Genomic DNA, 24,241 nt, shown 5'->3' on the forward strand with positions numbered 1-24,241 from the left:
CTTTATAAAGTTTATTACTTTGAAAAGGTGTGATACTGTGGCTACGGCAACAAAAAAGAAAAAATCAACAGTTAAAAAAAATCTAGTAATCGTGGAGTCGCCTGCTAAGGCCAAGACGATTGAAAAATATCTAGGCAGAAACTACAAGGTTTTAGCCAGTGTCGGGCATATCCGTGATTTGAAGAAATCCAGTATGTCCGTCGATATTGAAAATAATTATGAACCGCAATATATCAATATCCGAGGAAAAGGTCCTCTTATCAATGACTTGAAAAAAGAAGCTAAAAAAGCTAATAAAGTCTTTCTGGCGAGTGACCCGGACCGTGAAGGAGAAGCGATTTCTTGGCATTTGGCTCATATTCTCAACTTGGATGAAAATGATGCCAACCGTGTGGTCTTCAATGAAATCACCAAGGATGCAGTCAAAAATGCTTTTAAAGAACCGCGCAAGATTGATATGGACTTGGTAGATGCCCAACAAGCTCGTCGTGTTTTGGACCGCTTGGTAGGCTATTCGATTTCGCCTATTTTGTGGAAAAAGGTCAAGAAGGGTTTGTCAGCAGGGCGCGTACAGTCCATTGCCCTTAAACTCATCATTGACCGTGAGAATGAAATCAACGCCTTCCAGCCTGAAGAATACTGGACAATTGATGGTGTCTTTAAGAAGGGAACCAAGCAATTTCAGGCTTCCTTCTATGGAGTAGATGGTAAAAAGCTAAAACTGACTAGTAATGATGAGGTCAAGGAAGTCTTATCTCGTCTGACTAGTAAAGATTTTTCAGTAGATCAGGTGGATAAGAAAGAGCGCAAACGCAATGCTCCATTACCCTATACCACTTCATCTATGCAGATGGATGCTGCCAATAAAATCAATTTCCGTACTCGAAAAACCATGATGGTTGCCCAACAGCTCTATGAAGGAATTAATATCGGTTCTGGTGTTCAAGGTTTGATTACCTATATGCGTACCGATTCGACTCGTATCAGTCCAGTAGCGCAGAACGAAGCAGCAAGTTTCATTACGGACCGTTTTGGTAGCAAGTATTCTAAGCATGGTAGCAAGGTCAAAAATGCATCAGGTGCTCAGGATGCCCATGAGGCTATTCGCCCGTCTAGCGTTTTTAATACACCTGAAAGCATCGCTAAGTATCTGGATAAGGATCAACTCAAGCTTTATACTCTTATCTGGAATCGTTTTGTAGCGAGCCAAATGACAGCTGCTGTCTTTGATACCATGGCTGTTAAATTGTCTCAAAATGGAGTTCAATTTGCTGCTAATGGTAGTCAGGTTAAGTTTGATGGTTATCTTGCTATTTATAATGATTCTGACAAGAATAAGATGTTACCGGATATGGCTGTTGGAGATGTGGTGAAACAGGTCAATAGCAAACCAGAGCAACATTTCACTCAACCGCCTGCTCGCTATTCTGAAGCGACTCTTATCAAGACCTTGGAGGAAAATGGGGTTGGACGTCCGTCAACCTATGCACCGACCATTGAAACTATTCAGAAACGTTACTATGTTCGCCTTGCGGCCAAACGTTTTGAACCAACAGAGTTGGGAGAAATTGTTAACAAGCTCATCGTTGAATATTTCCCAGATATCGTAAACGTGACTTTTACAGCTGAAATGGAAGGCAAGCTGGATGATGTCGAAGTCGGAAAAGAGCAGTGGCAACGTGTCATTGATGCCTTTTACAAACCTTTCTCTAAAGAGGTTGCTAAGGCTGAAGAGGAAATGGAAAAAATCCAAATCAAGGATGAACCAGCTGGATTTGACTGTGAAGTGTGTGGCAGTCCAATGGTCATTAAACTTGGTCGTTTTGGTAAGTTCTACGCTTGTAGCAATTTCCCGGATTGCCGTCATACCCAAGCAATCGTGAAAGAGATTGGTGTTGAGTGTCCAAGTTGTCATCAGGGACAAATCATTGAGCGTAAAACCAAACGTAACCGCCTTTTCTATGGTTGCAATCGCTATCCAGAATGTGAATTTACCTCTTGGGATAAGCCTGTTGGTCGTGACTGTCCAAAATGTGGCAACTTCCTCATGGAGAAAAAAGTCCGCGGTGGTGGCAAGCAGGTTGTTTGTAGCAAAGGCGACTACGAGGAAGAAAAGATTAAATAAGAGGAGAGTCCTGAAAGTGAATTTCAGGCTCCTTTTGGTTAGAACTTGACAAAATTCATCATTGTATGCGAAACTAGAAGAAGATTATTTTAACTAGGAGAAGTTATGCGTCTTATTTATCTGATAATTGGTTTTTTATCACTGGCCTTGGCTATTGTTGGGGTTGTTTTACCCTTGTTGCCTACAACGCCTTTTCTTTTGTTGTCTATTGCTTGTTTTTCAAGAAGTTCCAAGCGCTTCGAAGATTGGCTTTATCATACCAAGCTCTATCAGAGTTATGTAGCTGATTTTCGCGAGACCAAGTCTATTGCGCGTGAACGTAAGAAAAAAATCATCGTCTCTATCTACATCTTGATGGGAATTTCCATTTATTTTGCACCTCTCTTACCAGTCAAAATCGGTCTGGGTGCTTTGACCATCTTTATCACCTATTATCTCTTTAAGGTTATTCCAGACAAAGAATAGTTAAAATAGTGGTTATTTACCTTGATAAAAATGAAAACATATTTACAACAATATGATATAATAAATTTAAAGTAATCTTCAAGGAGAATCAAATGATTTACGAATTTTGTGCTGAAAATGTGACCTTGCTTGAAAAAGCGATGCAGACTGGAGCTCGTCGAATCGAACTCTGTGATAATCTAGCAGTGGGAGGAACAACACCAAGCTATGGAGTGACCAAGGCAGCGGTTGAACTGGCAGCTGACTACGATACAACCATCATGACCATGATTCGTCCACGTGGTGGCGACTTTGTCTATAATGAACTAGAAATTGCTATTATGCTAGAAGATATTCGTTTGACTGCTCAGTCTGGAAGTCAAGGGGTTGTATTTGGGGCTTTAACTGCTGATAAGAAGTTGGATAAACCTAATCTTGAAAAGTTGATTACTGCATCAAAAGGAATGGAAATTGTCTTCCACATGGCCTTTGATGAATTGAGTGATGATGATCAACTGGAAGCTATTGACTGGCTTAGTCAAGCTGGAGTTACTCGTATCCTAACTCGTGCTGGTGTGTCTGGAGATTCACTAGAGAAACGTTTTGCTCACTATCACAGAATTTTGGAACACGCTAAAGGTAAAATTGAAATTCTACCAGGTGGGGGGATTGACCATGACAACCGTCAAATCTTTATCGACCAACTGGGAGTGACACAACTACATGGTACTAAGGTTGTCTTTTAAAAAATAGAAAGGAACTGCTAGCCTTGGGTAGCAGTTTTCACTTATGTTTGAAATTTTTAAATCTTACCAGTTTAATAAAGAAAAAGCTCATGCCTATGGTTTTGTAAAAAATGGGGAAGTCTGGACTTATAGTTGCCAGATTTTGCAGGGTGACTTTGTCATGACTGTGTCCATCACTACTGATAATGTGAGTTTTCAGGTATTTGATCAGGAGACTGGTGACCTCTATCCTCAAGTCCATATGGAAAGCATGAGGGGAAGTTTTGTAGGAAGTGTCCGTGAGGCTTGTTTGGAGATTCTTTACCAGATTCGGAAGGCTTGTTTTGATGTGCAAGATTTTATCTGTCCTCAGACTAAACGAATCATGACTCAAGTTCAAGAAAAGTATGGTAATCAGCTGGAGTATCTGTGGGAAAAATCACCTGATACAGCAGTGTTAAGACACGAAGGCAATAAAAAGTGGTATGCCGTCTTGATGAAAATCTCTTGGGATAAGTTGGAAAAGGGCAGAGAAGGACAGGTGGAAGCAGTCAACCTCAAACATGACCAAGTAGCTGATTTACTTTTAAATAAAGGTATTTATCCAGCTTTTCATATGAACAAACGCTACTGGATTAGTGTGGCGCTTGATGATGCTTTATCAGATGAAGAAGTGCTAGAATTGATAGAAAAAAGTTGGAACTTAACCACTAAAAAATGAAACATTTCAATATTTTTCAACGACTTTCAATTAGCAAAATATTCTCTACTGAAGAAATTTTCAGAAAATATTGGATTTTTTCTTGACAAGTACTTTTGCCTATGCTAAAATACTAAACAAGATATCAAACGAAGGAGAAAGTCAAACATGAAAACAGCTAAGTTTAATCAATTCGCTTTGTTGTTGAGGTACTCGGGCTAGTGCAAAAAGTATTAGTCCTGTTTGGCTTACCAAGCGGGAGTAAATCAACATCTCGCTTGGACCTCTAAGCGAGATGTTTTTTTAAAACCATATTTGGAAAAAGGGGAAATCTTTATGAGAACAGTTGAATTTCTAGATACCAGCCTTCGGGATGGAGAACAGACACCTGGTGTTAATTTTTCAATCAAGGAAAAAATTGCCATAGCAAGACAGCTGGAGAAATGGGGCATTTCAGCCATAGAAGCTGGTTTTCCAGCGGCGAGTCCTGATTCATTTACAGCAGTGCAGGAAATCGCCAAAGTCTTGAAGAAAACAGCGGTAACTGGTCTGGCACGCTCTGTCAAGTCTGATATTGATGCTTGTTACGAGGCTCTCAAGGATGCCAAGTATCCACAAGTTCACGTCTTTATTGCTACCAGTCCCATTCACCGCAAGTATAAGCTCAATAAGAGTAAGGAAGAGATTTTGGAAGCAATCAGTGAGCATGTTTCTTATGCCCGTTCTAAGTTTGAAGTGGTTGAATTCTCTCCAGAGGATGCGACTAGAACAGAGTTGGATTTCCTCTTGCAAGTCGTTCAAACAGCGGTAGATGCAGGTGCGACTTATATCAATATTCCTGATACGGTAGGATTTACTACACCAGAGGAATATGGGGCTATCTTCAAACACTTGATTGAGAATGTCAAGACGGATCGTCGGATTATCTATTCACCACACTGTCATGATGACCTCGGAATGGCAGTAGCTAATAGCCTTGCTGCTGTCAAGAACGGAGCAGGACGTGTCGAAGGAACTATCAACGGTATTGGTGAGCGAGCTGGAAATGCTGCTTTGGAAGAAATAGCAGTTGCTCTCAATATTCGCCAAGATTACTATCAAGCAGAAACCAGTATTGTCCTAAATGAGACCATCAATACGTCAGAAATGGTTTCTCGCTTCTCAGGAATTCCAGTTCCTAAAAACAAGGCCGTAGTTGGAGGTAATGCCTTCTCTCACGAATCTGGTATTCACCAAGATGGAGTCCTTAAAAATCCTCTTACCTATGAAATCATCACCCCTGAATTGGTCGGTGTCAAGAGTAACAGTCTCCCACTTGGAAAATTGTCTGGTCGCCATGCCTTTGTCGAGAAACTAAGAGAATTGGCCCTAGACTTTACAGAAGAGGACATCAAACCACTCTTCGCCAAGTTCAAGGCACTGGCCGACAAGAAACAAGAAATCACAGATGCAGATATCCGTGCTCTGGTAGCTGGAACCATGGTTGAAAACCCAGAAGGATTCCACTTTGATGATTTACAACTTCAAACTCATGCAGATAATGACATTGAAGCGCTTGTTAGCCTGGCTAATATGGATGGTGAGAAAGTCGAATTTAATGCGACAGGACAAGGCTCTGTTGAGGCTATCTTTAACGCTATTGATAAGTTCTTCAATCAATCTGTTCGCTTGGTATCCTATACCATTGATGCGGTGACAGATGGGATTGATGCCCAGGCTCGGGTTTTGGTGACTGTTGAAAACAGAGATACAGAGACCATCTTTAATGCAGCAGGTCTTGATTTCGATGTGTTGAAGGCTTCGGCTATTGCCTATATCAATGCCAATACCTTTGTTCAAAAAGAGAATGCTGGTGAGATGGGACGTAGCGTTTCCTATCGCGATATGCCTAGTGTGTAAAGGAGAATGCTATGACAAAGAAAATAGTAGCTCTAGCAGGGGACGGAATCGGCCCGGAAATCATGGAGGCTAGTTTAGAGGTTCTGAAAGCTCTAGCTGAAAAAACAGGTTTTGATTATGAGATTGATAGACGACCTTTTGGAGGTGCAGGTATCGATGCTGCAGGGCATCCTTTACCTGATGAAACCCTCAAGGTATGTCGTGAAGCAGATGCCATTCTACTAGCGGCTATCGGAAGTCCTCAGTATGATGGAGCAGCGATTAGGCCTGAACAAGGCTTGCTGGCTCTCCGTAAGGAACTCAATCTCTATGCTAATATTCGCCCTGTAAAAATCTTTGATAGTCTTAAGCATTTGTCACCTCTCAAACCAGAACGAATTGCTGGTGTGGACTTTGTCGTGGTGCGTGAGTTGACAGGCGGGATCTACTTCGGAGATCATATTCTCGAAGAGCAAAAAGCGCGTGATATCAACGACTATAGCTACGAGGAAGTGGAGCGGATTATTCGCAAGGCATTTGAAATCGCAATAAATCGGAGAAAAATTGTTACTAGCATCGATAAGCAAAATGTGTTGGCAACATCAAAACTCTGGAGGAAAGTAGCTGAGGAAGTCGCGCAGGATTTCCCAGATGTAAGCTTGGAGCACCAGCTGGTGGACTCAGCTGCCATGCTTATGATTACCAATCCTGCTAAGTTTGATGTCATCGTGACGGAGAATCTTTTCGGAGATATCTTATCTGATGAATCAAGCGTTCTATCTGGCACACTTGGAGTTATGCCATCAGCCAGTCATTCTGAAAATGGACCAAGTCTCTATGAGCCCATTCACGGTTCGGCACCCGATATTGCAGGTCAAGGAATTGCCAATCCTATTTCCATGATTTTATCAGTGGCCATGATGTTGAGAGATAGTTTCGGACGTTATGAGGATGCAGAGCGTGTCGAGCGTGCTGTTGAGGCAAGTCTGGCAGCTGGTGTTTTAACAAGAGATATAGGTGGACAGGCTTCGACCAAGGAAATGACGGAAGCTATTATTGCAAGGTTATGAAGTTAGACGAAAAAATTACTCTAGTCCTTTTGATTTGGAATGTCATGGTTTTCTTGATTTATGGCATTGACAAATCCAAGGCAAGGAGAAGAGCTTGGCGAATCCCAGAAAAAATCTTACTTATTTTAGCCTTTACATGTGGTGGTTTTGGAGCTTGGTTAGCAGGAATTACTTTTCACCACAAGACTAGAAAATGGTATTTTAAAACAGTTTGGTTTCTTGGGATGATGACCACACTAGTAGCCTTATATTTTATTTGGAGGTAATGGATGGCAGGAAAATCGATTTTTGATAAATTATGGGACCGCCATGTCATCACAGGAGAAGAGGGGCAGCCCCAACTCATGTATGTGGATCAGCACTATATCCACGAAGTGACCAGCCCTCAGGCTTTTCAAGGATTGCGAGATGCAGGTCGCAGATTGAGACGGCCAGACTTGACATTTGGTACCTTTGACCACAATGTACCAACGGTCAATATCTATGATATTCGAGATGTGATTTCTAAAGCGCAAATTGATAAGCTAGCTGAGAATGTTGAAGAGTTTGGAATTGAGCATGCGGCCCACGGTTCTGAAAAGCAGGGAATCGTTCATATGGTTGGTCCAGAAACAGGACGGACCCAACCAGGAAAATTCATCGTTTGTGGAGACAGTCATACGGCAACCCACGGGGCTTTCGGAGCTATCGCCTTTGGAATTGGGACCAGTGAAGTTGAGCATGTTTTTGCTACCCAGACCCTCTGGCAGGTCAAACCCAAGAAAATGCTGGTAGAATTCACTGGAGTTCCTCAAAAAGGAGTTTATTCCAAGGACTTCATTTTAGCCTTGATTGCCAAGTACGGCGTTGCTTGCGGTGTAGGCTACGTGGTGGAATATAGAGGACAGGCTATTGATGCACTGAGCATGGAAGAGCGAATGACCATCTGCAATATGTCCATCGAGTTTGGATCCAAGATGGGAATCATGAATCCGGATCAAACCACCTATGACTATCTCAAGGGACGGGAATGCATTCCAGAAGCTTTTGAAGAGGCTGTGGCGGATTGGAAAACAATTGTCAGTGATGATGATGCTGTTTACGATAAGGTTATAAAGATGGATGTCTCAGACTTAGCTCCTATGGTAACATGGGGAACCAATCCCGCTATGGGGGTTGACTTTGACAGTAGATTCCCAGAAATTAAGGATATGAATGATGAGAGAGCCTACAATTACATGGACTTGGAGCCTGGTCAAAAGCCAGCGGATATTGAACTAGGCTATATCTTTATTGGCTCATGTACCAATGCTCGTCTCAGCGATTTGCAACTGGCTGCGCGATTTGTCAAAGGAAAGAAAATAGCACCCAACTTAACGGCTATCGTAGTCCCAGGCTCTCGTCCTGTGAAACGAGCTGCTGAGAAGTTGGGCTTGGACAAGGTCTTTCTAGATGCTGGCTTTGAGTGGAGAGATCCAGGTTGTTCTATGTGCCTAGGGATGAATCCAGACAAGGTTCCTGATGGTGTTCACTGTGCCTCAACCAGCAATCGAAACTTTGAAGATAGACAAGGATTTGGCGCTAAGACTCATCTCTGTAGTCCAGCTATGGCAGCTGCGGCAGCTATTGCAGGGCGTTTCGTAGATGTTCGGCAAATGCCAGAAGCCCAGTAAGGAGAGGATATGGAGAAATTTACAGTATATACGGGAACGACCGTTCCTCTCATGAATGATAACATCGACACTGACCAAATCCTCCCCAAGCAGTTTCTCAAGTTAATTGATAAGAAAGGCTTTGGTAAGTACCTCATGTATGCTTGGCGATATTTGGACGACAAGTATACTGAGGATCCAGACTTTGTCTTTAACAGATCTGAATACCGTAAAGCAACTATCCTCATCTCAGGGGATAACTTTGGGGCAGGTTCTTCGAGGGAACACGCAGCTTGGGCCTTAGCAGACTATGGTTTTAAGGTTGTGATTGCAGGATCTTTCGGTGACATTCATTACAATAATGAACTCAATAATGGCATGTTGCCTATTGTACAGCCTAGAGAGGTTAGAGAGAAACTAGCCCAGCTACAACCGACTGACCAGGTAACTGTGGACTTGGAACAACAAAAAATCATCTCACCAGTTGGAGAATTCACTTTTGAAATTGATAGCGAATGGAAACACAAACTCTTAAATGGTTTGGATGATATCGGTATTACCTTGCAGTATGAAGATTTGATTGCTGCTTATGAAAAACAACGACCAGCCTATTGGCAGGATTAGAAGAAAATTAGAAAAGGAAATAGAACTATGACAAAACACATTCAATGGAACGGAACACTTTCACAAGAAGGTTATGATATTTTAAAAGGGGAGGGCGGATGTATCGTTTGCCCTACAAAAGTTGGTTATATTATCATGACTAGTGACAAGGCTGGTCTTGAACGTAAGTTTGAAGCCAAAGAACGTAACCGTAACAAACCAGGTGTTGTTCTCTGCGGTAGCATGGATGAGCTTCGCGCTTTAGCACAACTCAACCCAGAAATTGAAGCCTTTTACCAAAAACATTGGGACGAAGACATTCTTCTTGGTTGTATCCTTCCTTGGAAACCAGAAGCCTTTGAAAAACTCAAAGCATACGGTGATGGCCGTGAAGAACTGATGACGGACGTGCGTGGTACTAGCTGTTTCGTTATCAAATTTGGGAAAGCTGGTGAACAATTAGCTGCCAAACTTTGGGAAGAAGGCAAGATGGTTTATGCGTCATCAGCTAACCCATCTGGAAAAGGAAACCGTGGTAAGGTAGAAGGTATCGGAGAACGCATCGAAGGTGCAGTTGACCTTGTTATCGAGGCGGATGACTATGTGGCATCTATCCAGCCTGACAAAACGATTGAAACACGCTACGAGCAAGGTGTGATGGTGTCTATGGTCGATAAAGATGGTAAACTCATCCCAGAACAAGGAGGAGCACGCTCAACTTCACCAGCTCCAGTTGTAATCCGCAAAGGGCTTGACATTGATAAGATTATGATGCACCTGTCAGATATCTTTAACTCATGGGACTACCGCCAAGGCGAGTATTATTAAGATAAAAAGAGTCTAGTGTTATGAGGTAATAAAGCTCTCTACACTAGGCTTTTTCTTTAGAAATTCTTTTCTTTTTCTATAGGATATGGTATTCTATTTATAAAATATATGTTAATAAGTAATGCTGATATTTAAACATCATTAGTAAAAGGGGTTAGATTGATGAATAAAAGAAAAGTTAGTTTAGAAGATTTTTGTAAATGGTATAGTCTAAATAAAGAAGAGTTATTAAATAAGGCAACTGCTGGTGAAAAGTTTAATGATAAATTAAAAGAAGAGTTTCACCAGGAATGGCCTTTGAATAGGATTTTAACAATGTCAATCGATGAATATGTAATAGGAAAGGGACAGCAAAATAAGTCTTTGTGCTACGCTCTTGAGAAGGGAAAATACAAAAATCTATTTCTTGGAATTTCTGGTGGCTCAGCTTCAAAATTCGGGATTTATTGGAATGAAAAAACAAAGAGTTATAAAGATCAAGGTAATAAAGTCATTCCGCTTTCAGAGTTGGATCAGCGATTTTCAAAATTAAAATCAGATTTGTATGAAATTATCAAAGAAGGTATTCGTTTTAATTTTGAAAATCCTATTTTTGATATGAAAAGATCAACAAATGAATTTGTTGGTCGTTCTGCTATGGTGACAAAATTACTTTGTATCTATTCTGAGGGATATCCTTTCTTTGGTGTAAATATTAATAGTCAAAAAGAATTTTGGAGCCATTTTGTTTCTCAAACAACTCAAGGTGGACCTTATCTGCAAAATCATAAAATAATTGAACTGTTGTCCAAAACTTATCCTGAGTTGGAGCCATCGAAATTAGGAACTATGCTTTTTGAGTATTCTAAGCTCTTTATGGAAAATAAGGAAGAAAATAGTACAATGGATTCATCAAACAATTTTCGTCATCAATTAACTCAATCTCTATTACAATCCAAAAACCTCATCCTCCGTGGTGCTCCTGGCACAGGAAAAACTTATCTTGCTAAAGAAATTGCGGTAGAGCTAACTGGTGGTAATGAAGATCAAATCGACTTTGTACAATTTCACCCTTCCTATGATTATACGGATTTTGTAGAGGGGTTGAGACCGGTATCAAATGGGGATGGAGCTATTGAATTTAAATTACAAGATGGTATTTTTAAAGATTTTTGTCAGAAAGCAAAAGAAGCCCAATTGATTGGAGGACAAGATAATTTTGATGAGGCCTGGGATTCTTACTTAGAATATATAAATGTTGCCGAAGAAAAAGAATATATAACAAAAACATCTTACTTATCTGTTAATAGTAGACAAAATTTGTCAGTAAATTATGATAGTGGTGTTCCAGGATGGTCACTACCTCGCAAATATGTTTACGAGTTGTATAAAGATAAAAATTATAATAAGCAAGAATACTACAAAAGTGGTGGAAAAACTGTCCTAGAAACATTGAGAAAGAGATTTGGTTTGAAAGACTATGTTTCCCCAACAGAAATTGACACAGACAAGAAATTCGTCTTCATCATTGATGAAATCAACCGTGGGGAGATTTCAAAGATTTTTGGAGAACTCTTTTTCTCAATTGATAAAGGCTATCGTGGTGAAAAGGGAAGTGTATCTACCCAATATGCTAATTTACATGAAACTGATGAGAAATTTTATATCCCTGAAAATGTCTATATTATCGGAACTATGAATGATATAGATAGATCTGTTGATACTTTTGATTTTGCTATGCGTCGTCGTTTCCGATTTGTTGAAGTTACGGCTGAAAGTCAACTTTATATTCTAGATAAAGAACTAGGTGAGTGTGCTGAAGAAGCTAAAACTAGACTAAGAAACTTGAATGCTGCTATTGAAAACGTTCAAGAATTAAACAGTCATTACCATATCGGACCAAGTTATTTCTGTGAGTTGCAGTATATAGATTTTGACTATGAATTACTCTGGTCTGATTATCTCAAACCACTTTTGGAAGATTATGTACGTGGTTCTTATGATGAAGCTGAAACTCTAGAAACATTGAAAAAAGCATTCGATCTGACAAAGAATGAGCAAAAAAATCAGACAGTAGCTGATGACAATGAAGGCGATGAAAACGATGATGCGGATCACTGATAATCAACACAAGATTGTTAAAGAAGAATTTGTTGAAGAATATCCTAAACTAAGCAATCTTCTTTTAGACAGAACCTTGGAAAGTCTATCCCAAGATGAACGTGTTTTCATTTTTCCAAACGATTTGAGGAATTCTTCTGACTTAGAAAAGGACCAAAAAATCTTTGAAACGGTCAATCAGGAAATTAAGACAGGAAATGTAATTGGTTTTCTGGGCTATGGTCAGGAAAGATTAACGATTTCCTCTCGCTTTTCTGATGGGAGTAATGACCATTTTTTGTATTATCTCTTACACAAGGTTCTTCATATCAATCTCACTAGTTTAGATGTTGCTTTGTCTCGTGAAGAGAGGCTTTATCAACTTTTGATGTATCTCTTCCCCAAGTATCTACAAGCTGCTATTCGAAAAGGTCTTTATAAGGAATACCAGAAATTTTCTCATAACGACAGTCATGTTAAGGGAGTGATTGATGTAAGAAACCATCTCAAGAAAAATCTTCCTTTCACGGGAAATATTGCCTATACAACGAGAGAGTTCACCTATGATAATCCCCTCATGCAGTTGGTCCGTCACACTATTGAATACATTAAGAACCAGAAAAGCATTGGTCAAGGGGTACTAGATAATCTCTCAACTAGTCGTGAAAACGTAGCTGAAATCGTGCGTGTAACGCCCTCTTATAAACTAGCTGATCGTGCTAAGATTATTCGGGTAAATCAATCTAAACCTCTACGTCATGCATACTTTCACGAGTACAGAAAATTACAAGAACTTTGTCTGATGATCCTAAACCAAGAAAAGCACGGTTTAGGGTATCAAGATCAAAAAATTCATGGTATTCTTTTTGATGTTGCCTGGCTTTGGGAAGAGTATGTTCATACTTTGTTGCCAAAAGATTTTATCCATCCACGGAATAAAGATAAGACGGACGGAATTTCAGTATTTTCTAGTCAAGAAAGAAAAGTATATCCAGATTTTTATCAAGAAGAGCTTAAAATAGTATTAGATGCTAAGTATAAAAAACTGGAATTGACTGAAAAAGGAATCAACCGTGAGGACTTATTCCAGCTGATTTCCTATTCTTATATTTTAAAAGCTGAGAAGGCTGGTCTTGTTTTTCCGAGCAAGGACAAGGTTGTTGATAATGAGATAGGAAAGCTAGCAGGTTATGGAGCTTTGTTGAAGAAATGGTCTATCCAAATTCCTCAGAAGTCTTCATCTTATAGTGAATTTTGTGAAATGCTGGAAAACTCCGAAGAAATATTTAAACGTAATATTACTAAAGAAGTGGGGAGAAAATAATCTCTCCTCTTTTTTATTATTTTTACAATAAAAACCGAACAATATATTTTAATTTATGAAATTATTTGACAAAAACTGTACTTTAGTTTATAATGAATTAAGGAAACGTCGGAAAAGGCGTAGTGATGCGAGAGCATAGGTAGGTCATTACAAAAGAAACGAGACATCGATATGTTAAATGAATTTCCAATTTTTGATTACGAAGATATTCAATTGATTCCAAATAAATGTGTGATTAAAAGCCGTGCAGAAGCAGATACAAGTGTCACTCTAGGAAATCACACCTTTAAACTACCTGTTGTACCAGCTAACATGCAGACGATTTTGGATGAAAATGTAGCAGAGCAACTGGCTAAAGGTGGTTACTTCTACATTATGCACCGTTTTGATGAGGCAGGACGAATTCCTTTTATTAAGCGCATGCATGAGCAAGGGCTCATTGCTTCTATATCTGTTGGTGTTAAGGACTACGAGTATGATTTCGTTAGCCAGCTCAAGGCTGATGCTCCTGAGTACATCACGATTGACATTGCTCATGGTCATGCAGATAGCGTGATTTCTATGATTCAACACATCAAAAAAGAATTGCCAGATACTTTTGTTATTGCTGGAAATGTGGGAACACCAGAAGCTGTGCGTGAATTGGAAAATGCTGGTGCGGATGCTACTAAGGTCGGAATTGGTCCTGGTAAGGTTTGTATCACCAAGGTTAAGACTGGTTTTGGTACAGGTGGTTGGCAGTTGGCTGCTCTACGCTGGTGTGCCAAGGCTGCCCGAAAACCGATTATCGCTGATGGAGGAATTCGTACTCACGGTGATATTGCCAAGTCTATCCGCTTCGGTGCCAGCATGGTCATGATTGGTTCCCTCTTTGCAGGACATATTGAAAGTCCAGGGAAAACGATTGAAATCGATGGTGAACAATTCAAAGAATATTATGGTTCAGCCTCACAATATCAAAAAGGAGCTTATAAAAACGTGGAAGGCAAACGTATCTTGCTTCCAGCTAAAGGTCATCTGCAAGACACTTTAACTGAGATGGAACAAGACCTTCAAAGTGCTATTTCTTATGCAGGTGGACGTCAGGTTGCTGACCTTAAACACGTTGATTATGTTATCGTGAAAAACTCAATCTGGAATGGGGATGCTTCCCACTAAGACGGGCTATATGGCCAGAAAAAAACTTGTTATTAGAGCAAATTTCTGTTATAATAAAACAAGTTTCCACCCTTAGTGTAATGGATATCACGTAAGATTCCGGTTCTTGAGATGGGGGTTCGATTCCCTCAGGGTGGATGTAAACATCCTAAAAAAGCCTTTAATAGGGCTTTTTTCTTTACACAGCCCTAAATTGGCCCTTAAAACTGAAAATCTCTTTTTAAAGAATGCCCAAATGCTCTCCAGTCCCGTTTTAAAGTGACTCAGGGGACTTTTTTTGATATAATAAAAAGGACTGTTATCAGTTAGAAAGAGGTTGGTATGAAAGAATTACAAACTGTACTAAAGAACCATTTTGCAATCGAATTTGCAGACAAAAAGTTACTGGAAACTGCCTTTACTCATACGAGTTATGCCAATGAGCACCGCCTCTTAAAAATTTCACACAATGAGCGCTTGGAATTTTTAGGAGACGCTGTTCTACAGTTATTGATTTCAGAATATCTGTATAAAAAATATCCTAAAAAACCTGAGGGTGATTTGTCTAAACTCCGTGCCATGATTGTCCGCGAGGAGAGTTTGGCTGGTTTTGCGCGTGATTGCCAGTTTGACCAGTTTATCAAGCTGGGTAAGGGGGAAGAAAAATCTGGTGGTCGCAATCGTGATACCATTCTTGGTGATGCCTTTGAAGCCTTTCTTGGTGCCCTCCTTTTGGACAAGGATGTGGCCAAGGTCAAGGAATTTATCTATCAAGTCATGATTCCTAAGGTTGAAGCAGGCGAATTTGAGATGATTACAGACTACAAAACCCATCTCCAAGAGTTGCTTCAGGTTAATGGGGATGTGGCTATTCGTTATCAGGTGATTTCTGAAACGGGTCCTGCCCACGATAAGGTCTTTGATGTAGAAGTTCTTGTCGAAGGTAAGAGCATTGGTCAAGGTCAAGGTCGTTCTAAGAAACTAGCAGAGCAGGAAGCTGCCAAAAATGCCGTTGAGAAAGGGCTGGATTCATGTATTTAAAGGAAATCGAAATTCAGGGATTCAAGTCTTTTGCTGACAAGACTAAGGTCGTTTTTGACCAAGGAGTGACGGCAGTTGTTGGTCCCAATGGATCTGGAAAGTCGAATATTACAGAAAGTCTGCGTTGGGCCTTGGGGGAGTCCAGTGTTAAGAGTCTTCGTGGCGGCAAGATGCCGGATGTCATCTTTGCTGGAACAGAAAGTCGCAAACCGCTCAATTATGCTTCTGTAGTTGTGACTTTGGATAATCATGACGGATTTATCAAGGATGCAGGTCAAGAAATCAGGGTAGAACGCCATATCTATCGTAGTGGTGATAGCGAATACAAGATTGACGGCAAGAAAGTTCGTCTTCGTGATATTCATGATCTTTTCTTAGATACAGGTTTGGGACGAGATTCCTTCTCCATCATTTCCCAAGGGAAGGTTGAGGAGATTTTTAACTCCAAGCCTGAAGAACGCCGAGCTATTTTCGAAGAAGCTGCAGGAGTTTTAAAATACAAGACTCGTCGAAAAGAAACTGAGAGTAAACTACAACAAACTCAGGATAATCTAGACCGCTTAGAGGACATTATCTACGAGTTGGATAATCAAATTAAGCCTCTTGAGAAACAAGCTGAGAATGCCCGTAAGTTTCTAGACTTGGAAGGTCAACGTAAGGCCATTTACTTAGATGTTTTGGTTGCTCAAATCAAGGAAAATAAGGCTGAACTAGACTCGACAGAAGAAGAGTTGGCTCAGGTTCAGGAACTATTGACTAGTTATTACCAAAAGCGTGAAAAATTAGAAGAGGAAAATCAAACTCTTAAAAAGCAACGCCAAGATTTGCAGGCTGAAATGGCCAAAGATCAAGGAAGTTTGATGGACTTGACCAGTCTAATTAGTGATTTAGAGAGAAAATTAGCCTTATCGAAACTAGAATCTGAGCAAGTAGCCCTGAATCAACAGGAAGCACAAGCTCGTTTGACTGCTTTGGATGATAAGAGAAATTCACTCAGCAAAGAAAAATCTTATAAAGAAAGCTCTTTAGCACTTTTAGAGGAAAATCTAGTCCAAAATAATCAAAAACTCAATCGTTTAGAAGCTGAATTGCTGGCTTTTTCAGATGATCCTGATCAGATGATTGAGCTCTTACGTGAACGCTTTGTATCTCTTTTACAAGAAGAAGCGGATGTCTCAAACCATCTGACCCGTATTGAGAATGAATTGGAAAATAGTCGTCAGCTTTCTCAAAAACAAGCAGATCAACTAGAAAAGTTGAAAGAACAGTTAGCTACAGCTAAAGAGAAGGCTAGTCATCAAAAAGAAGAGCTTGAAACTGCCAAGGAGCAAGTTCAGAAATTATTGTCAGATTACCAAATCTGTTCCAAGGAGCAAGAGGAACAGAAAACTTCCTATCAAGCTCAACAAAGTCAACTCTTTGACCGTCTGGATAGTCTCAAAAACAAGCAGGCTAGAGCCCAAAGTTTGGAAAATATCCTGAGAAATCATAGTAACTTTTATGCAGGTGTTAAGAGTGTTCTCCAAGAAAAAGACCGCCTTGGTGGGATTATTGGTGCAGTCAGTGAGCACCTGACCTTTGATGTGCATTATCAAACTGCTTTAGAGATTGCGCTAGGAGCCAGCAGTCAGCATATCATCGTAGAAGATGAACAGGCGGCAACCAAGGCGATTGATTTCCTCAAACGAAACAGAGCTGGTCGTGCAACATTCCTTCCTTTGACAACGATCAAGGCGCGTACGATTTCTAGTCAGAACCAAGATGCTATTGCTGCAAGTCCAGGATTTCTGGGTATGGCAGATGAGCTGGTTACTTTCGATACTAGATTGGAAGCTATTTTCAAGAACTTGCTAGCTACGACGGCTATTTTTGATACCGTGGAACATGCGCGTGCAGCAGCGCGTCAGGTTCGTTATCAGGTTCGTATGGTGACACTGGATGGGACAGAGCTGCGTACAGGTGGTTCCTATGCAGGTGGAGCTAATCGTCAGAATAATAGCATTTTCATCAAGCCAGAACTGGAGCAATTACAAAAAGAAATTGCTAAAGAAGAAGCAAGCTTGCGTTCAGATGAAGCGAGTTTGAAGACCTTGCAAGATGAACTGGTTTCATTGACAGAAAGATTAGAAGCCATCAAATCTCAGGGAGAGCAGGCTCGTATTCAGGAGCAAGGCTTGTCCCTCGCTTATCAGCAGACTTGTCAACAAGTCGAAGAATTAGAAACTCTTTGGAAACTCCAAGAAGAGGAATTAAATCGTCTTTCTGAGGGAGATTGGCAAGCGGATAAGGAAAAATGCCAAGAGCGCCTTACTACTATCGCCAGTGACAAGCAAAATCTGGAAGCTGAGATTGAAGAGATTAAGTCTAACAAAAATGCCATCCAAGAACGCTATCAAAACTTGCAGGAAGATGTGGCGCAAGCTCGATTGCTTAAGACAGAACTGCAAGGACAAAAACGTTATGAAGTGGCTGATATTGAGCGTTTAGGCAAGGAATTGGATAATTTAGATATCGAACAAGAGGAAATCCAGCGCCTCCTTCAAGAAAAGGTTGATAATCTTGAGAAAGTTGATACGGATTTGCTCAGTCAACAGGCTGATGAAGCCAAAACTCAGAAAACAAATCTCCAACAAGGTTTGATTCGTAAGCAGTTTGAGTTGGATGATATAGAAGGTCAGCTGGATGATATTGCCAGTCATTTGGATCAGGCTCGTCAGCAGAATGAAGAGTGGATTCGCAAGCAAACTCGTGCTGAAGCCAAGAAAGAAAAGGTCAGCGAGCGTTTGCGCCATCTACAAAGTCAATTAACAGACCAGTACCAGATTAGCTATACTGAAGCTCTAGAAAATGCACATGAATTGGAAAATCTCAATCTAGCTGAGCAAGAGGTTAAGGATTTGGAGAAAGCTATTCGCTCACTGGGTCCTGTCAATTTAGACGCTATTGAACAGTATGAAGAAGTCTACAGCCGTCTGGATTTCCTAAATAGCCAGCGAGATGATATTCTGTCTGCGAAAAATCTGCTTCTTGAGACTATCACAGAGATGAATGATGAGGTTAAGGAACGCTTTAAATCAACCTTTGAGGCTATTCGTGAATCCTTTAAAGTGACCTTCAAGCAGATGTTTGGCGGAGGTCAAGCAGACTTGATTTTGACTGAGGGAGACCTGCTGACAGCTGGGGTTGAGATTTCTGTCCAACCACCAGGCAAGAAAATCCAGTCGCTTAACCTCATGAGTGGTGGTGAAAAAGCTCTTTCTGCTCTTGCTTTGCTTTTCTCTATCATTCGAGTTAAGACTATCCCGTTTGTTATCTTAGATGAGGTAGAGGCTGCGTTAGATGAAGCCAATGTTAAACGTTTTGGGGATTACCTTAACCGCTTTGATAAGGACAGCCAGTTTATCGTCGTAACCCACCGTAAGGGAACCATGGCAGCAGCCGATTCTATCTATGGAGTGACCATGCAAGAATCAGGTGTCTCAAAAATTGTTTCGGTTAAGTTAAAAGATTTGGAAGAAACAGTAAACTAAGCGCTAAACGATAGCATCTCTTAGGAGGTGCTATTTTTTTAAACTAACATTTTGAAAAGTTTTTTAAGGTCAGTTTAGGGGCAAAAAACGACATTTGGGCTTTCCTTTTAGCGAAAAGGCTTTCTCTATGATATAATAGTTTCATGATTACAACAGTACCTATAAAAAATGAAAAAGACATCGCAGTACCGGATAAAACAGTTCTTGTATTAGGCTATTTTGACGGTATTCATAAGGGACATCAAAAGCTTTTTGAAGTAGCTAGTAAGGCTTCGATGAAAGATTATCTACCAGTTGTCGTGATGACCTTTACAGAGTCCCCTAAGCTTGCTTTGCAACCTTACAAGCCAGAATTAATGCTTCATATTGTCAGCCATGAAGAACGGGAACATAAGATGAAATGGCATGGAGTAGAGGCTCTTTTCTTACTTGACTTTAGTAGTAAATTTGCTAGTTTAACGGGTCAAGAGTTCTTTGATACCTATGTTAGGGCATTAAAACCCGCTATTATCGTAGCAGGATTTGATTACACCTTTGGTTCTGATAAAAAAACTGCGGCTGACCTGAAGGATTATTTTGATGGAGAAATCATCATTGTTCCACCTGTTGAGGATGAAAAGGGGAAGATTAGTTCTACTCGTATTCGGCAAGCTATTCTTGATGGAGATGTCAGGGAAGCTAATTATTTACTCGGTACTCCTTTACCATCACGTGGAATGGTTGTTCATGGTAATGCTCGTGGACGGACTATCGGTTACCCAACAGCAAACCTAGTTTTACGAGATCGAACCTATATGCCAGCAGATGGTGTTTACGTAGTCGATGTCGAAGTGCAACGTAAAAGATATCGTGGAATGGCGAGTGTCGGGAAAAATGTTACTTTTGATGGAGAAGAGCCACGTTTTGAAGTCAATATTTTTGATTTTTCAGATGATATTTACGGTGAAACAGTTATTGTTTACTGGCTAGACCGTGTCCGAGAAATGGTCAAATTTGACTCCGTTGAAGAACTGGTAGATCAACTCCAGAAAGATGAAGAAATTGCTCGGAATTGGAAGGATGGAGAGTAGGATGTTTAAAAAGTGAACCATATTTTGTGTTTGCTTTTTTATTTTTGGAAAAAATTCTTATAGATATAAACCTAATTGAAGGTTTGTTCGAAATCTGTTAAAATAGGGATATTAATAACTTTAAAAAATAAAGAAAAGAGATTATATGATTACAGGTGAATTAAAAAATAAAATTGATCAGTTGTGGGAAATGCTTTGGACTGAAGGTAACGCAAATCCTCTAACAAATATTGAACAATTGACTTATCTTCTGTTTATGAAGGATTTGGATAGTGTTGAACTTGGACGCGAAAGCGATGCTGAGTTTCTAGGGATTCCTTATGAGGGAATTTTTCCAAAATACAAACCTGAATACCGTTGGTCGACCTTTAAAAACATTGGAGATGCTCAGGAAGTCTATCGTTTAATGACTCAGGAGATTTTTCCATTTATTAAAAATCTTAAGGGAGATACTGACGATACAGCTTTTTCACGTTATATGCGTGAAGCTATCTTTCAAATAAATAAACCTGCTACGCTACAAAAGGTGATTTCTATATTAGATGAATTTCCAACTAGAGGTTCAGATATAAACTTTGATAGTGACACACAGGGGATTAATGATATTGGCGATATCTATGAATATCTGCTATCAAAATTGTCAACCGCTGGTAAAAATGGACAATTTCGTACACCTCGGCACATCATCGATATGATGGTTGAGTTGATGCAACCAACTATCAAAGATATCATCTCAGATCCTGCTATGGGATCTGCTGGTTTCTTAGTCTCTGCTAGCCGTTACTTAAAGCGTAAGAAAGATGAATGGGAAACCAATCCAGATAATATCAACCATTTTCATAACAATATGTTTCATGGAAATGATACGGATACAACTATGCTTAGACTTGGTGCAATGAACATGATGCTGCATGGAGTGGAAAATCCACAAATTAGTTATCTTGACTCACTATCTCAAGATAATGAAGAAGCAGATAAATACACTTTGGTTTTAGCAAATCCTCCATTTAAAGGGTCACTTGATTACGATTCAACTTCAAATGATCTCCTTGCTACTGTAAAAACAAAAAAGACAGAATTGCTTTTCCTTGCCCTTTTCTTGCGTACCTTGAAACCAGGGGGACGTGCAGCGGTTATTGTACCTGACGGTGTACTCTTTGGTTCTTCTAAAGCCCATAAAGGAATTCGTGAGGAAATTGTTGAGAATCATAAGTTAGATGCAGTAATCTCATTGCCAAGTGGTGTTTTCAAGCCTTATGCAGGGGTTTCAACTGCTATCCTAATCTTCACTAAGACTGGAAATGGTGGGACGGATAAGGTTTGGTTTTACGATATGAAAGCAGACGGTCTGAGTTTAGATGATAAACGACAACCGATCAGCGACAATGATATTCCAGATATTATTCAACGTTTCCATCAACTTGACAACGAAGCAGAACGTAAGAGAACAGACCAGTCTTTCTTTGTTCCAGTCGATGAGATAAAGGATAATGATTATGATTTATCGATCAATAAATACAAAGAAATCGAGTATGAAAAAGTTGAGTATGAACCAACAGAAGTCATCTTAAAGAAAATCAATGATCTAGAAAAAGAAATTCAAGCTGGCTTAGCAGAGTTAGAAGAATTACTTAAGTAGGGAGATGAATATATGAAAAAAGTGAAGTTGGGGGAAGTGGCAATTAATATAGATAATCGTAGAAAACCCCTTAACAATCTTCAACGATCAGAAAAATCCTTCTCAAAAAAATATCCGTATTGTGGTGCAAATAATATTATTGATTATATAGATGAATATATTTTTGACGAAAGTGAAGAAATTCTTTGTATTGCTGAGGATGGTGGCAATTGGGGTAAAGAAGAAGAATGTACTTATGTGATGAATGAAAAGTGTTGGGTTAATAACCATGCCCATGTACTTAAAATGAAAACAGGTGTTGATATTAACTATATCAAGCTTACTCTTGACTATTTAGATTTAACGTCATATATCACAGGTTCAACTAGAGGGAAGTTAACAAAATCCTCTTTAGATAAAATTGAGATAAATTTACCAAATTATCATACACAAATTAGTATCTCAAAAAAAATATCTGACATTCAGAAATTAATTACAAAAAAGGAAGCACAAATTCAAAAATATAACGAACTCGTCAAATCCCGATATTTCGAGGAGGTGGTTGCATGAAAAAAGTGAAATTGGGTGAAATTTGTGAAATAGTTACAGGCTCAACTCCAAAGAGTAGTAATCCAAATTATTGGAATGGAGAATACAAATGGATTACTCCTGCAGAAATTAGTGATGATGATTTTATTGTTTTTGACACACAACGGAAAATTACTAAGTTAGGAATTGAAGAAACGGGCTTGAAATCATTTCCTACGGGAACAGTTTTGTTATCGTCTCGTGCTCCGATTGGTAAAGTTGCAATTTCAGGATGTGAGATGTATTGTAATCAAGGTTTTAAAAATTTTATCTGCTCAAATAAAATCAACAATGAGTATTTATATTATTTTTTTAAATCAAGAAAAAATTATTTGAATATTTTGGGGCGAGGAGCAACATTTAAGGAAATATCTAAAAGTATAGTATCTGATATTGAGATTTTTTTGCCAACGTATGGTATACAGAGGAAACAAGTTAAAGTTCTAAAAAAAATTGATAAACTTATTTATACTAGAAAAGAACAGTTGATTGAGTTTGAATATCTTGTAAAATCCCGATTTAACGAGATGTTTGGGGATTTTTATACTACATTATTCCCCAAATATAAAATAGGTGAAAAATTTGAACTTTCTAGTGGAAGTACACCATCAAGAGATAATAAATTATATTGGGATAGCGGAACGATTAATTGGGTAAAAACAACTGAGGTAATAAATAAAGAAATTACGGAAACTGAGGAAAAAATCACAAAATTTGCTTTAGAGAGTACATCTCTTAAACTTTTTCCAGTTAATACAATATTAATTGCTATGTATGGTCAAGGACAAACAAGAGGAAGAAGTGCAATCCTCAAAGTTGAATCTACTAGCAACCAAGCATGTGGTGCTATATTTCCAAATAAAATAGATAATCCAGTTTTTATTTGGCATCAATTAATGCTAAGGTATAGCGAATTACGAGAACTTGGACGAGGAGGAAATCAACCTAATTTAAACGGTCAACTGATTAAAAATTTTGAACTGATTCTCCCCCCTCTTTCCCTCCAAAACGAATTCGCAGACTTTGTAGCTCAGGTCGACAAATCACAATTGGCAATTCAAAAATCACTAGATGAACTTGAAACTTTGAAGAAATCTCTTATGCAGAAGTATTTTGGCTGATATTCTGTCATTGTAATTACGGTAATTATTTGTTATAATACTTCAAAGGAGGAAATCAGATGGTCGTAAAAACAAGAAAACAAGGAAATTCAATAACCATTACCATTCCCAGTGAATTCAATATTCCAAGTGGTGTTAAATACGAAGCGAAATTGTTACCAAGTGGTGAAATTATCTTTACTCCTGAAGAGTCTGGACATCAGATTTCTTATGTATCTGATGATGCCTTTGACTTAAATTTGGACAAAATTTTTGACGAATACGATGATGTTTTCAAAGCTTTGGTGGAAAAATGACAATCTATCTAACAGAAAAGCAAATTGAAAAAATCAATGCTTTAGCAATTCAACGGTATTCACCTAATGAAAAAATTCAAACAGTTAGTCCTTCGGCTTTAAATATGATTGTCAATTTACCAGAACAATTTGTCTTCGGTAAACCTCTTTATCCAACGATTTTTGATAAGGCAACGATACTATTTGTCCAATTAATCAAGAAGCATGTTTTTGCCAACGCTAATAAACGAACTGCTTTCTTCGTTTTGGTGAAATTTTTACAATTAAATGGTTATCACTTTTCTGTTTCTGTGGAAGAATCGGTTGATATGTGTGTGACTATAGCGGTAGAAACTTTAACTGATGAAAAAATGATAAGCTATTCTAAATGGGTTTCTCAACATTCTGTCACAGAAAAGGTCAAAAAGTAAGATAGTATACTTGATTGAAATGA

21 protein-coding genes and 1 tRNA gene are annotated in these 24,241 nt (G+C 39.2%); all 22 read left to right on the forward strand.

Going from position 1 to position 24,241, the window contains the following annotated elements:
* Positions 1-37: 37 nt before the first annotated feature.
* Positions 38-2,125 carry a type I DNA topoisomerase gene (gene topA, locus O3616_RS02690; protein ID WP_000179659.1) on the forward strand — a complete coding sequence of 696 codons (2,088 nt, stop codon included), beginning with the start codon at positions 38-40 and terminating at the stop codon, positions 2,123-2,125.
* A gap of 105 nt (positions 2,126-2,230) precedes the next feature.
* Positions 2,231-2,590 carry a YbaN family protein gene (locus tag O3616_RS02695; protein ID WP_119919762.1) on the forward strand — a complete coding sequence of 120 codons (360 nt, stop codon included), beginning with the start codon at positions 2,231-2,233 and terminating at the stop codon, positions 2,588-2,590.
* Positions 2,591-2,682: 92 nt separating this feature from the next.
* Positions 2,683-3,315 carry a copper homeostasis protein CutC gene (locus tag O3616_RS02700; RefSeq protein ID WP_371638016.1) on the forward strand — a complete coding sequence of 211 codons (633 nt, stop codon included), beginning with the start codon at positions 2,683-2,685 and terminating at the stop codon, positions 3,313-3,315.
* A gap of 43 nt (positions 3,316-3,358) precedes the next feature.
* A complete protein-coding gene (locus tag O3616_RS02705; RefSeq protein WP_371638017.1) occupies positions 3,359-4,015 on the forward strand; it encodes an MmcQ/YjbR family DNA-binding protein in 657 nt (218 codons plus the stop codon).
* A gap of 315 nt (positions 4,016-4,330) precedes the next feature.
* Positions 4,331-5,893: a 2-isopropylmalate synthase gene (locus O3616_RS02710; protein ID WP_371638018.1), complete on the forward strand. Its 1,563-nt coding sequence runs from the start codon at positions 4,331-4,333 to the stop codon at positions 5,891-5,893.
* An 11-nt stretch (positions 5,894-5,904) separates the two neighbouring features.
* Entirely contained in the window at positions 5,905-6,942 is a 1,038-nt protein-coding gene (gene leuB, locus O3616_RS02715) for a 3-isopropylmalate dehydrogenase (protein WP_371638019.1), read from the forward strand.
* A complete protein-coding gene (locus tag O3616_RS02720; RefSeq protein WP_371638020.1) occupies positions 6,939-7,208 on the forward strand; it encodes a DUF1294 domain-containing protein in 270 nt (89 codons plus the stop codon). The genes leuB and O3616_RS02720 overlap by 4 nt, the downstream gene beginning before the upstream one ends.
* A 3-nt stretch (positions 7,209-7,211) precedes the next feature.
* Positions 7,212-8,594 carry a 3-isopropylmalate dehydratase large subunit gene (leuC, locus tag O3616_RS02725; RefSeq protein WP_371638022.1) on the forward strand — a complete coding sequence of 461 codons (1,383 nt, stop codon included), beginning with the start codon at positions 7,212-7,214 and terminating at the stop codon, positions 8,592-8,594.
* A gap of 9 nt (positions 8,595-8,603) precedes the next feature.
* Positions 8,604-9,197: a 3-isopropylmalate dehydratase small subunit gene (leuD, locus tag O3616_RS02730; RefSeq protein WP_371638023.1), complete on the forward strand. Its 594-nt coding sequence runs from the start codon at positions 8,604-8,606 to the stop codon at positions 9,195-9,197.
* Positions 9,198-9,224: 27 nt separating this feature from the next.
* The gene (locus tag O3616_RS02735) at positions 9,225-10,004 is read left to right on the forward strand and encodes an L-threonylcarbamoyladenylate synthase (RefSeq protein ID WP_033681710.1); all 780 of its coding nucleotides are present in this window, start codon (positions 9,225-9,227) and stop codon (positions 10,002-10,004) included.
* A gap of 162 nt (positions 10,005-10,166) precedes the next feature.
* Positions 10,167-12,104 (forward strand): McrB family protein, encoded by a 1,938-nt coding sequence (locus O3616_RS02740; RefSeq protein WP_371638024.1) that lies wholly within the window; start codon positions 10,167-10,169, stop codon positions 12,102-12,104.
* Entirely contained in the window at positions 12,091-13,407 is a 1,317-nt protein-coding gene (locus O3616_RS02745) for an McrC family protein (RefSeq protein WP_371638116.1), read from the forward strand. Before O3616_RS02740 ends, O3616_RS02745 begins: the two co-directional genes overlap by 14 nt.
* 171 nt (positions 13,408-13,578) lie before the next feature.
* The gene (locus tag O3616_RS02750; protein WP_265472028.1) at positions 13,579-14,565 is read left to right on the forward strand and encodes a GMP reductase; all 987 of its coding nucleotides are present in this window, start codon (positions 13,579-13,581) and stop codon (positions 14,563-14,565) included.
* Between the two features lie 66 nt (positions 14,566-14,631).
* Positions 14,632-14,703: transfer RNA gene (locus O3616_RS02755), tRNA-Arg, on the forward strand.
* Positions 14,704-14,886: 183 nt separating this feature from the next.
* Positions 14,887-15,585, forward strand: coding sequence for a ribonuclease III (gene rnc, locus O3616_RS02760; protein WP_000661480.1), 699 nt, complete (start codon positions 14,887-14,889; stop codon positions 15,583-15,585).
* Positions 15,576-19,115, forward strand: coding sequence for a chromosome segregation protein SMC (gene smc, locus O3616_RS02765; RefSeq protein ID WP_371638025.1), 3,540 nt, complete (start codon positions 15,576-15,578; stop codon positions 19,113-19,115). The genes rnc and smc overlap by 10 nt, the downstream gene beginning before the upstream one ends.
* Positions 19,116-19,258: 143 nt before the next feature.
* Positions 19,259-20,185 carry a bifunctional riboflavin kinase/FAD synthetase gene (locus O3616_RS02770; protein WP_070482704.1) on the forward strand — a complete coding sequence of 309 codons (927 nt, stop codon included), beginning with the start codon at positions 19,259-19,261 and terminating at the stop codon, positions 20,183-20,185.
* A 145-nt stretch (positions 20,186-20,330) separates the two neighbouring features.
* Positions 20,331-21,824, forward strand: coding sequence for an N-6 DNA methylase (locus tag O3616_RS02775; RefSeq protein WP_371638026.1), 1,494 nt, complete (start codon positions 20,331-20,333; stop codon positions 21,822-21,824).
* 12 nt (positions 21,825-21,836) lie between these two features.
* Complete coding sequence (locus O3616_RS02780; protein ID WP_371638027.1) at positions 21,837-22,373, forward strand: restriction endonuclease subunit S; 537 nt, start codon at positions 21,837-21,839, stop codon at positions 22,371-22,373.
* Entirely contained in the window at positions 22,370-23,512 is a 1,143-nt protein-coding gene (locus tag O3616_RS02785; RefSeq protein WP_371638029.1) for a restriction endonuclease subunit S, read from the forward strand. The genes O3616_RS02780 and O3616_RS02785 overlap by 4 nt, the downstream gene beginning before the upstream one ends.
* 59 nt (positions 23,513-23,571) lie before the next feature.
* Complete coding sequence (locus tag O3616_RS02790) at positions 23,572-23,808, forward strand: AbrB family transcriptional regulator (RefSeq protein WP_000260607.1); 237 nt, start codon at positions 23,572-23,574, stop codon at positions 23,806-23,808.
* Complete coding sequence (locus O3616_RS02795) at positions 23,805-24,218, forward strand: type II toxin-antitoxin system death-on-curing family toxin (protein ID WP_371638030.1); 414 nt, start codon at positions 23,805-23,807, stop codon at positions 24,216-24,218. Before O3616_RS02790 ends, O3616_RS02795 begins: the two co-directional genes overlap by 4 nt.
* Positions 24,219-24,241 lie beyond the last annotated feature (23 nt).

The organism is Streptococcus sp. 27098_8_86, assembly GCF_041432595.1.
GTDB lineage: Bacteria > Bacillota > Bacilli > Lactobacillales > Streptococcaceae > Streptococcus > Streptococcus pneumoniae_F.

Excerpts from the sequence above, each read along its gene's own strand:
- O3616_RS02695 (WP_119919762.1), top strand. The coding sequence starts at position 2,231 with ATGCGTCTTATTTATCTGATAATTGGTTTTTTATCACTGGCCTTGGCT.
- O3616_RS02700 (WP_371638016.1), top strand. The coding sequence starts at position 2,683 with ATGATTTACGAATTTTGTGCTGAAAATGTGACCTTGCTTGAAAAAGCG.
- O3616_RS02705 (WP_371638017.1), top strand. The coding sequence starts at position 3,359 with ATGTTTGAAATTTTTAAATCTTACCAGTTTAATAAAGAAAAAGCTCAT.
- O3616_RS02710 (WP_371638018.1), top strand. The coding sequence starts at position 4,331 with ATGAGAACAGTTGAATTTCTAGATACCAGCCTTCGGGATGGAGAACAG.
- leuB (WP_371638019.1), top strand. The coding sequence starts at position 5,905 with ATGACAAAGAAAATAGTAGCTCTAGCAGGGGACGGAATCGGCCCGGAA.
- O3616_RS02720 (WP_371638020.1), top strand. The coding sequence starts at position 6,939 with ATGAAGTTAGACGAAAAAATTACTCTAGTCCTTTTGATTTGGAATGTC.
- leuC (WP_371638022.1), top strand. The coding sequence starts at position 7,212 with ATGGCAGGAAAATCGATTTTTGATAAATTATGGGACCGCCATGTCATC.
- leuD (WP_371638023.1), top strand. The coding sequence starts at position 8,604 with ATGGAGAAATTTACAGTATATACGGGAACGACCGTTCCTCTCATGAAT.
- O3616_RS02735 (WP_033681710.1), top strand. The coding sequence starts at position 9,225 with ATGACAAAACACATTCAATGGAACGGAACACTTTCACAAGAAGGTTAT.
- O3616_RS02740 (WP_371638024.1), top strand. The coding sequence starts at position 10,167 with ATGAATAAAAGAAAAGTTAGTTTAGAAGATTTTTGTAAATGGTATAGT.
- O3616_RS02745 (WP_371638116.1), top strand. The coding sequence starts at position 12,091 with ATGCGGATCACTGATAATCAACACAAGATTGTTAAAGAAGAATTTGTT.
- O3616_RS02750 (WP_265472028.1), top strand. The coding sequence starts at position 13,579 with ATGTTAAATGAATTTCCAATTTTTGATTACGAAGATATTCAATTGATT.
- rnc (WP_000661480.1), top strand. The coding sequence starts at position 14,887 with ATGAAAGAATTACAAACTGTACTAAAGAACCATTTTGCAATCGAATTT.
- smc (WP_371638025.1), top strand. The coding sequence starts at position 15,576 with ATGTATTTAAAGGAAATCGAAATTCAGGGATTCAAGTCTTTTGCTGAC.
- O3616_RS02770 (WP_070482704.1), top strand. The coding sequence starts at position 19,259 with ATGATTACAACAGTACCTATAAAAAATGAAAAAGACATCGCAGTACCG.
- O3616_RS02775 (WP_371638026.1), top strand. The coding sequence starts at position 20,331 with ATGATTACAGGTGAATTAAAAAATAAAATTGATCAGTTGTGGGAAATG.
- O3616_RS02780 (WP_371638027.1), top strand. The coding sequence starts at position 21,837 with ATGAAAAAAGTGAAGTTGGGGGAAGTGGCAATTAATATAGATAATCGT.
- O3616_RS02785 (WP_371638029.1), top strand. The coding sequence starts at position 22,370 with ATGAAAAAAGTGAAATTGGGTGAAATTTGTGAAATAGTTACAGGCTCA.
- O3616_RS02790 (WP_000260607.1), top strand. The coding sequence starts at position 23,572 with ATGGTCGTAAAAACAAGAAAACAAGGAAATTCAATAACCATTACCATT.
- O3616_RS02795 (WP_371638030.1), top strand. The coding sequence starts at position 23,805 with ATGACAATCTATCTAACAGAAAAGCAAATTGAAAAAATCAATGCTTTA.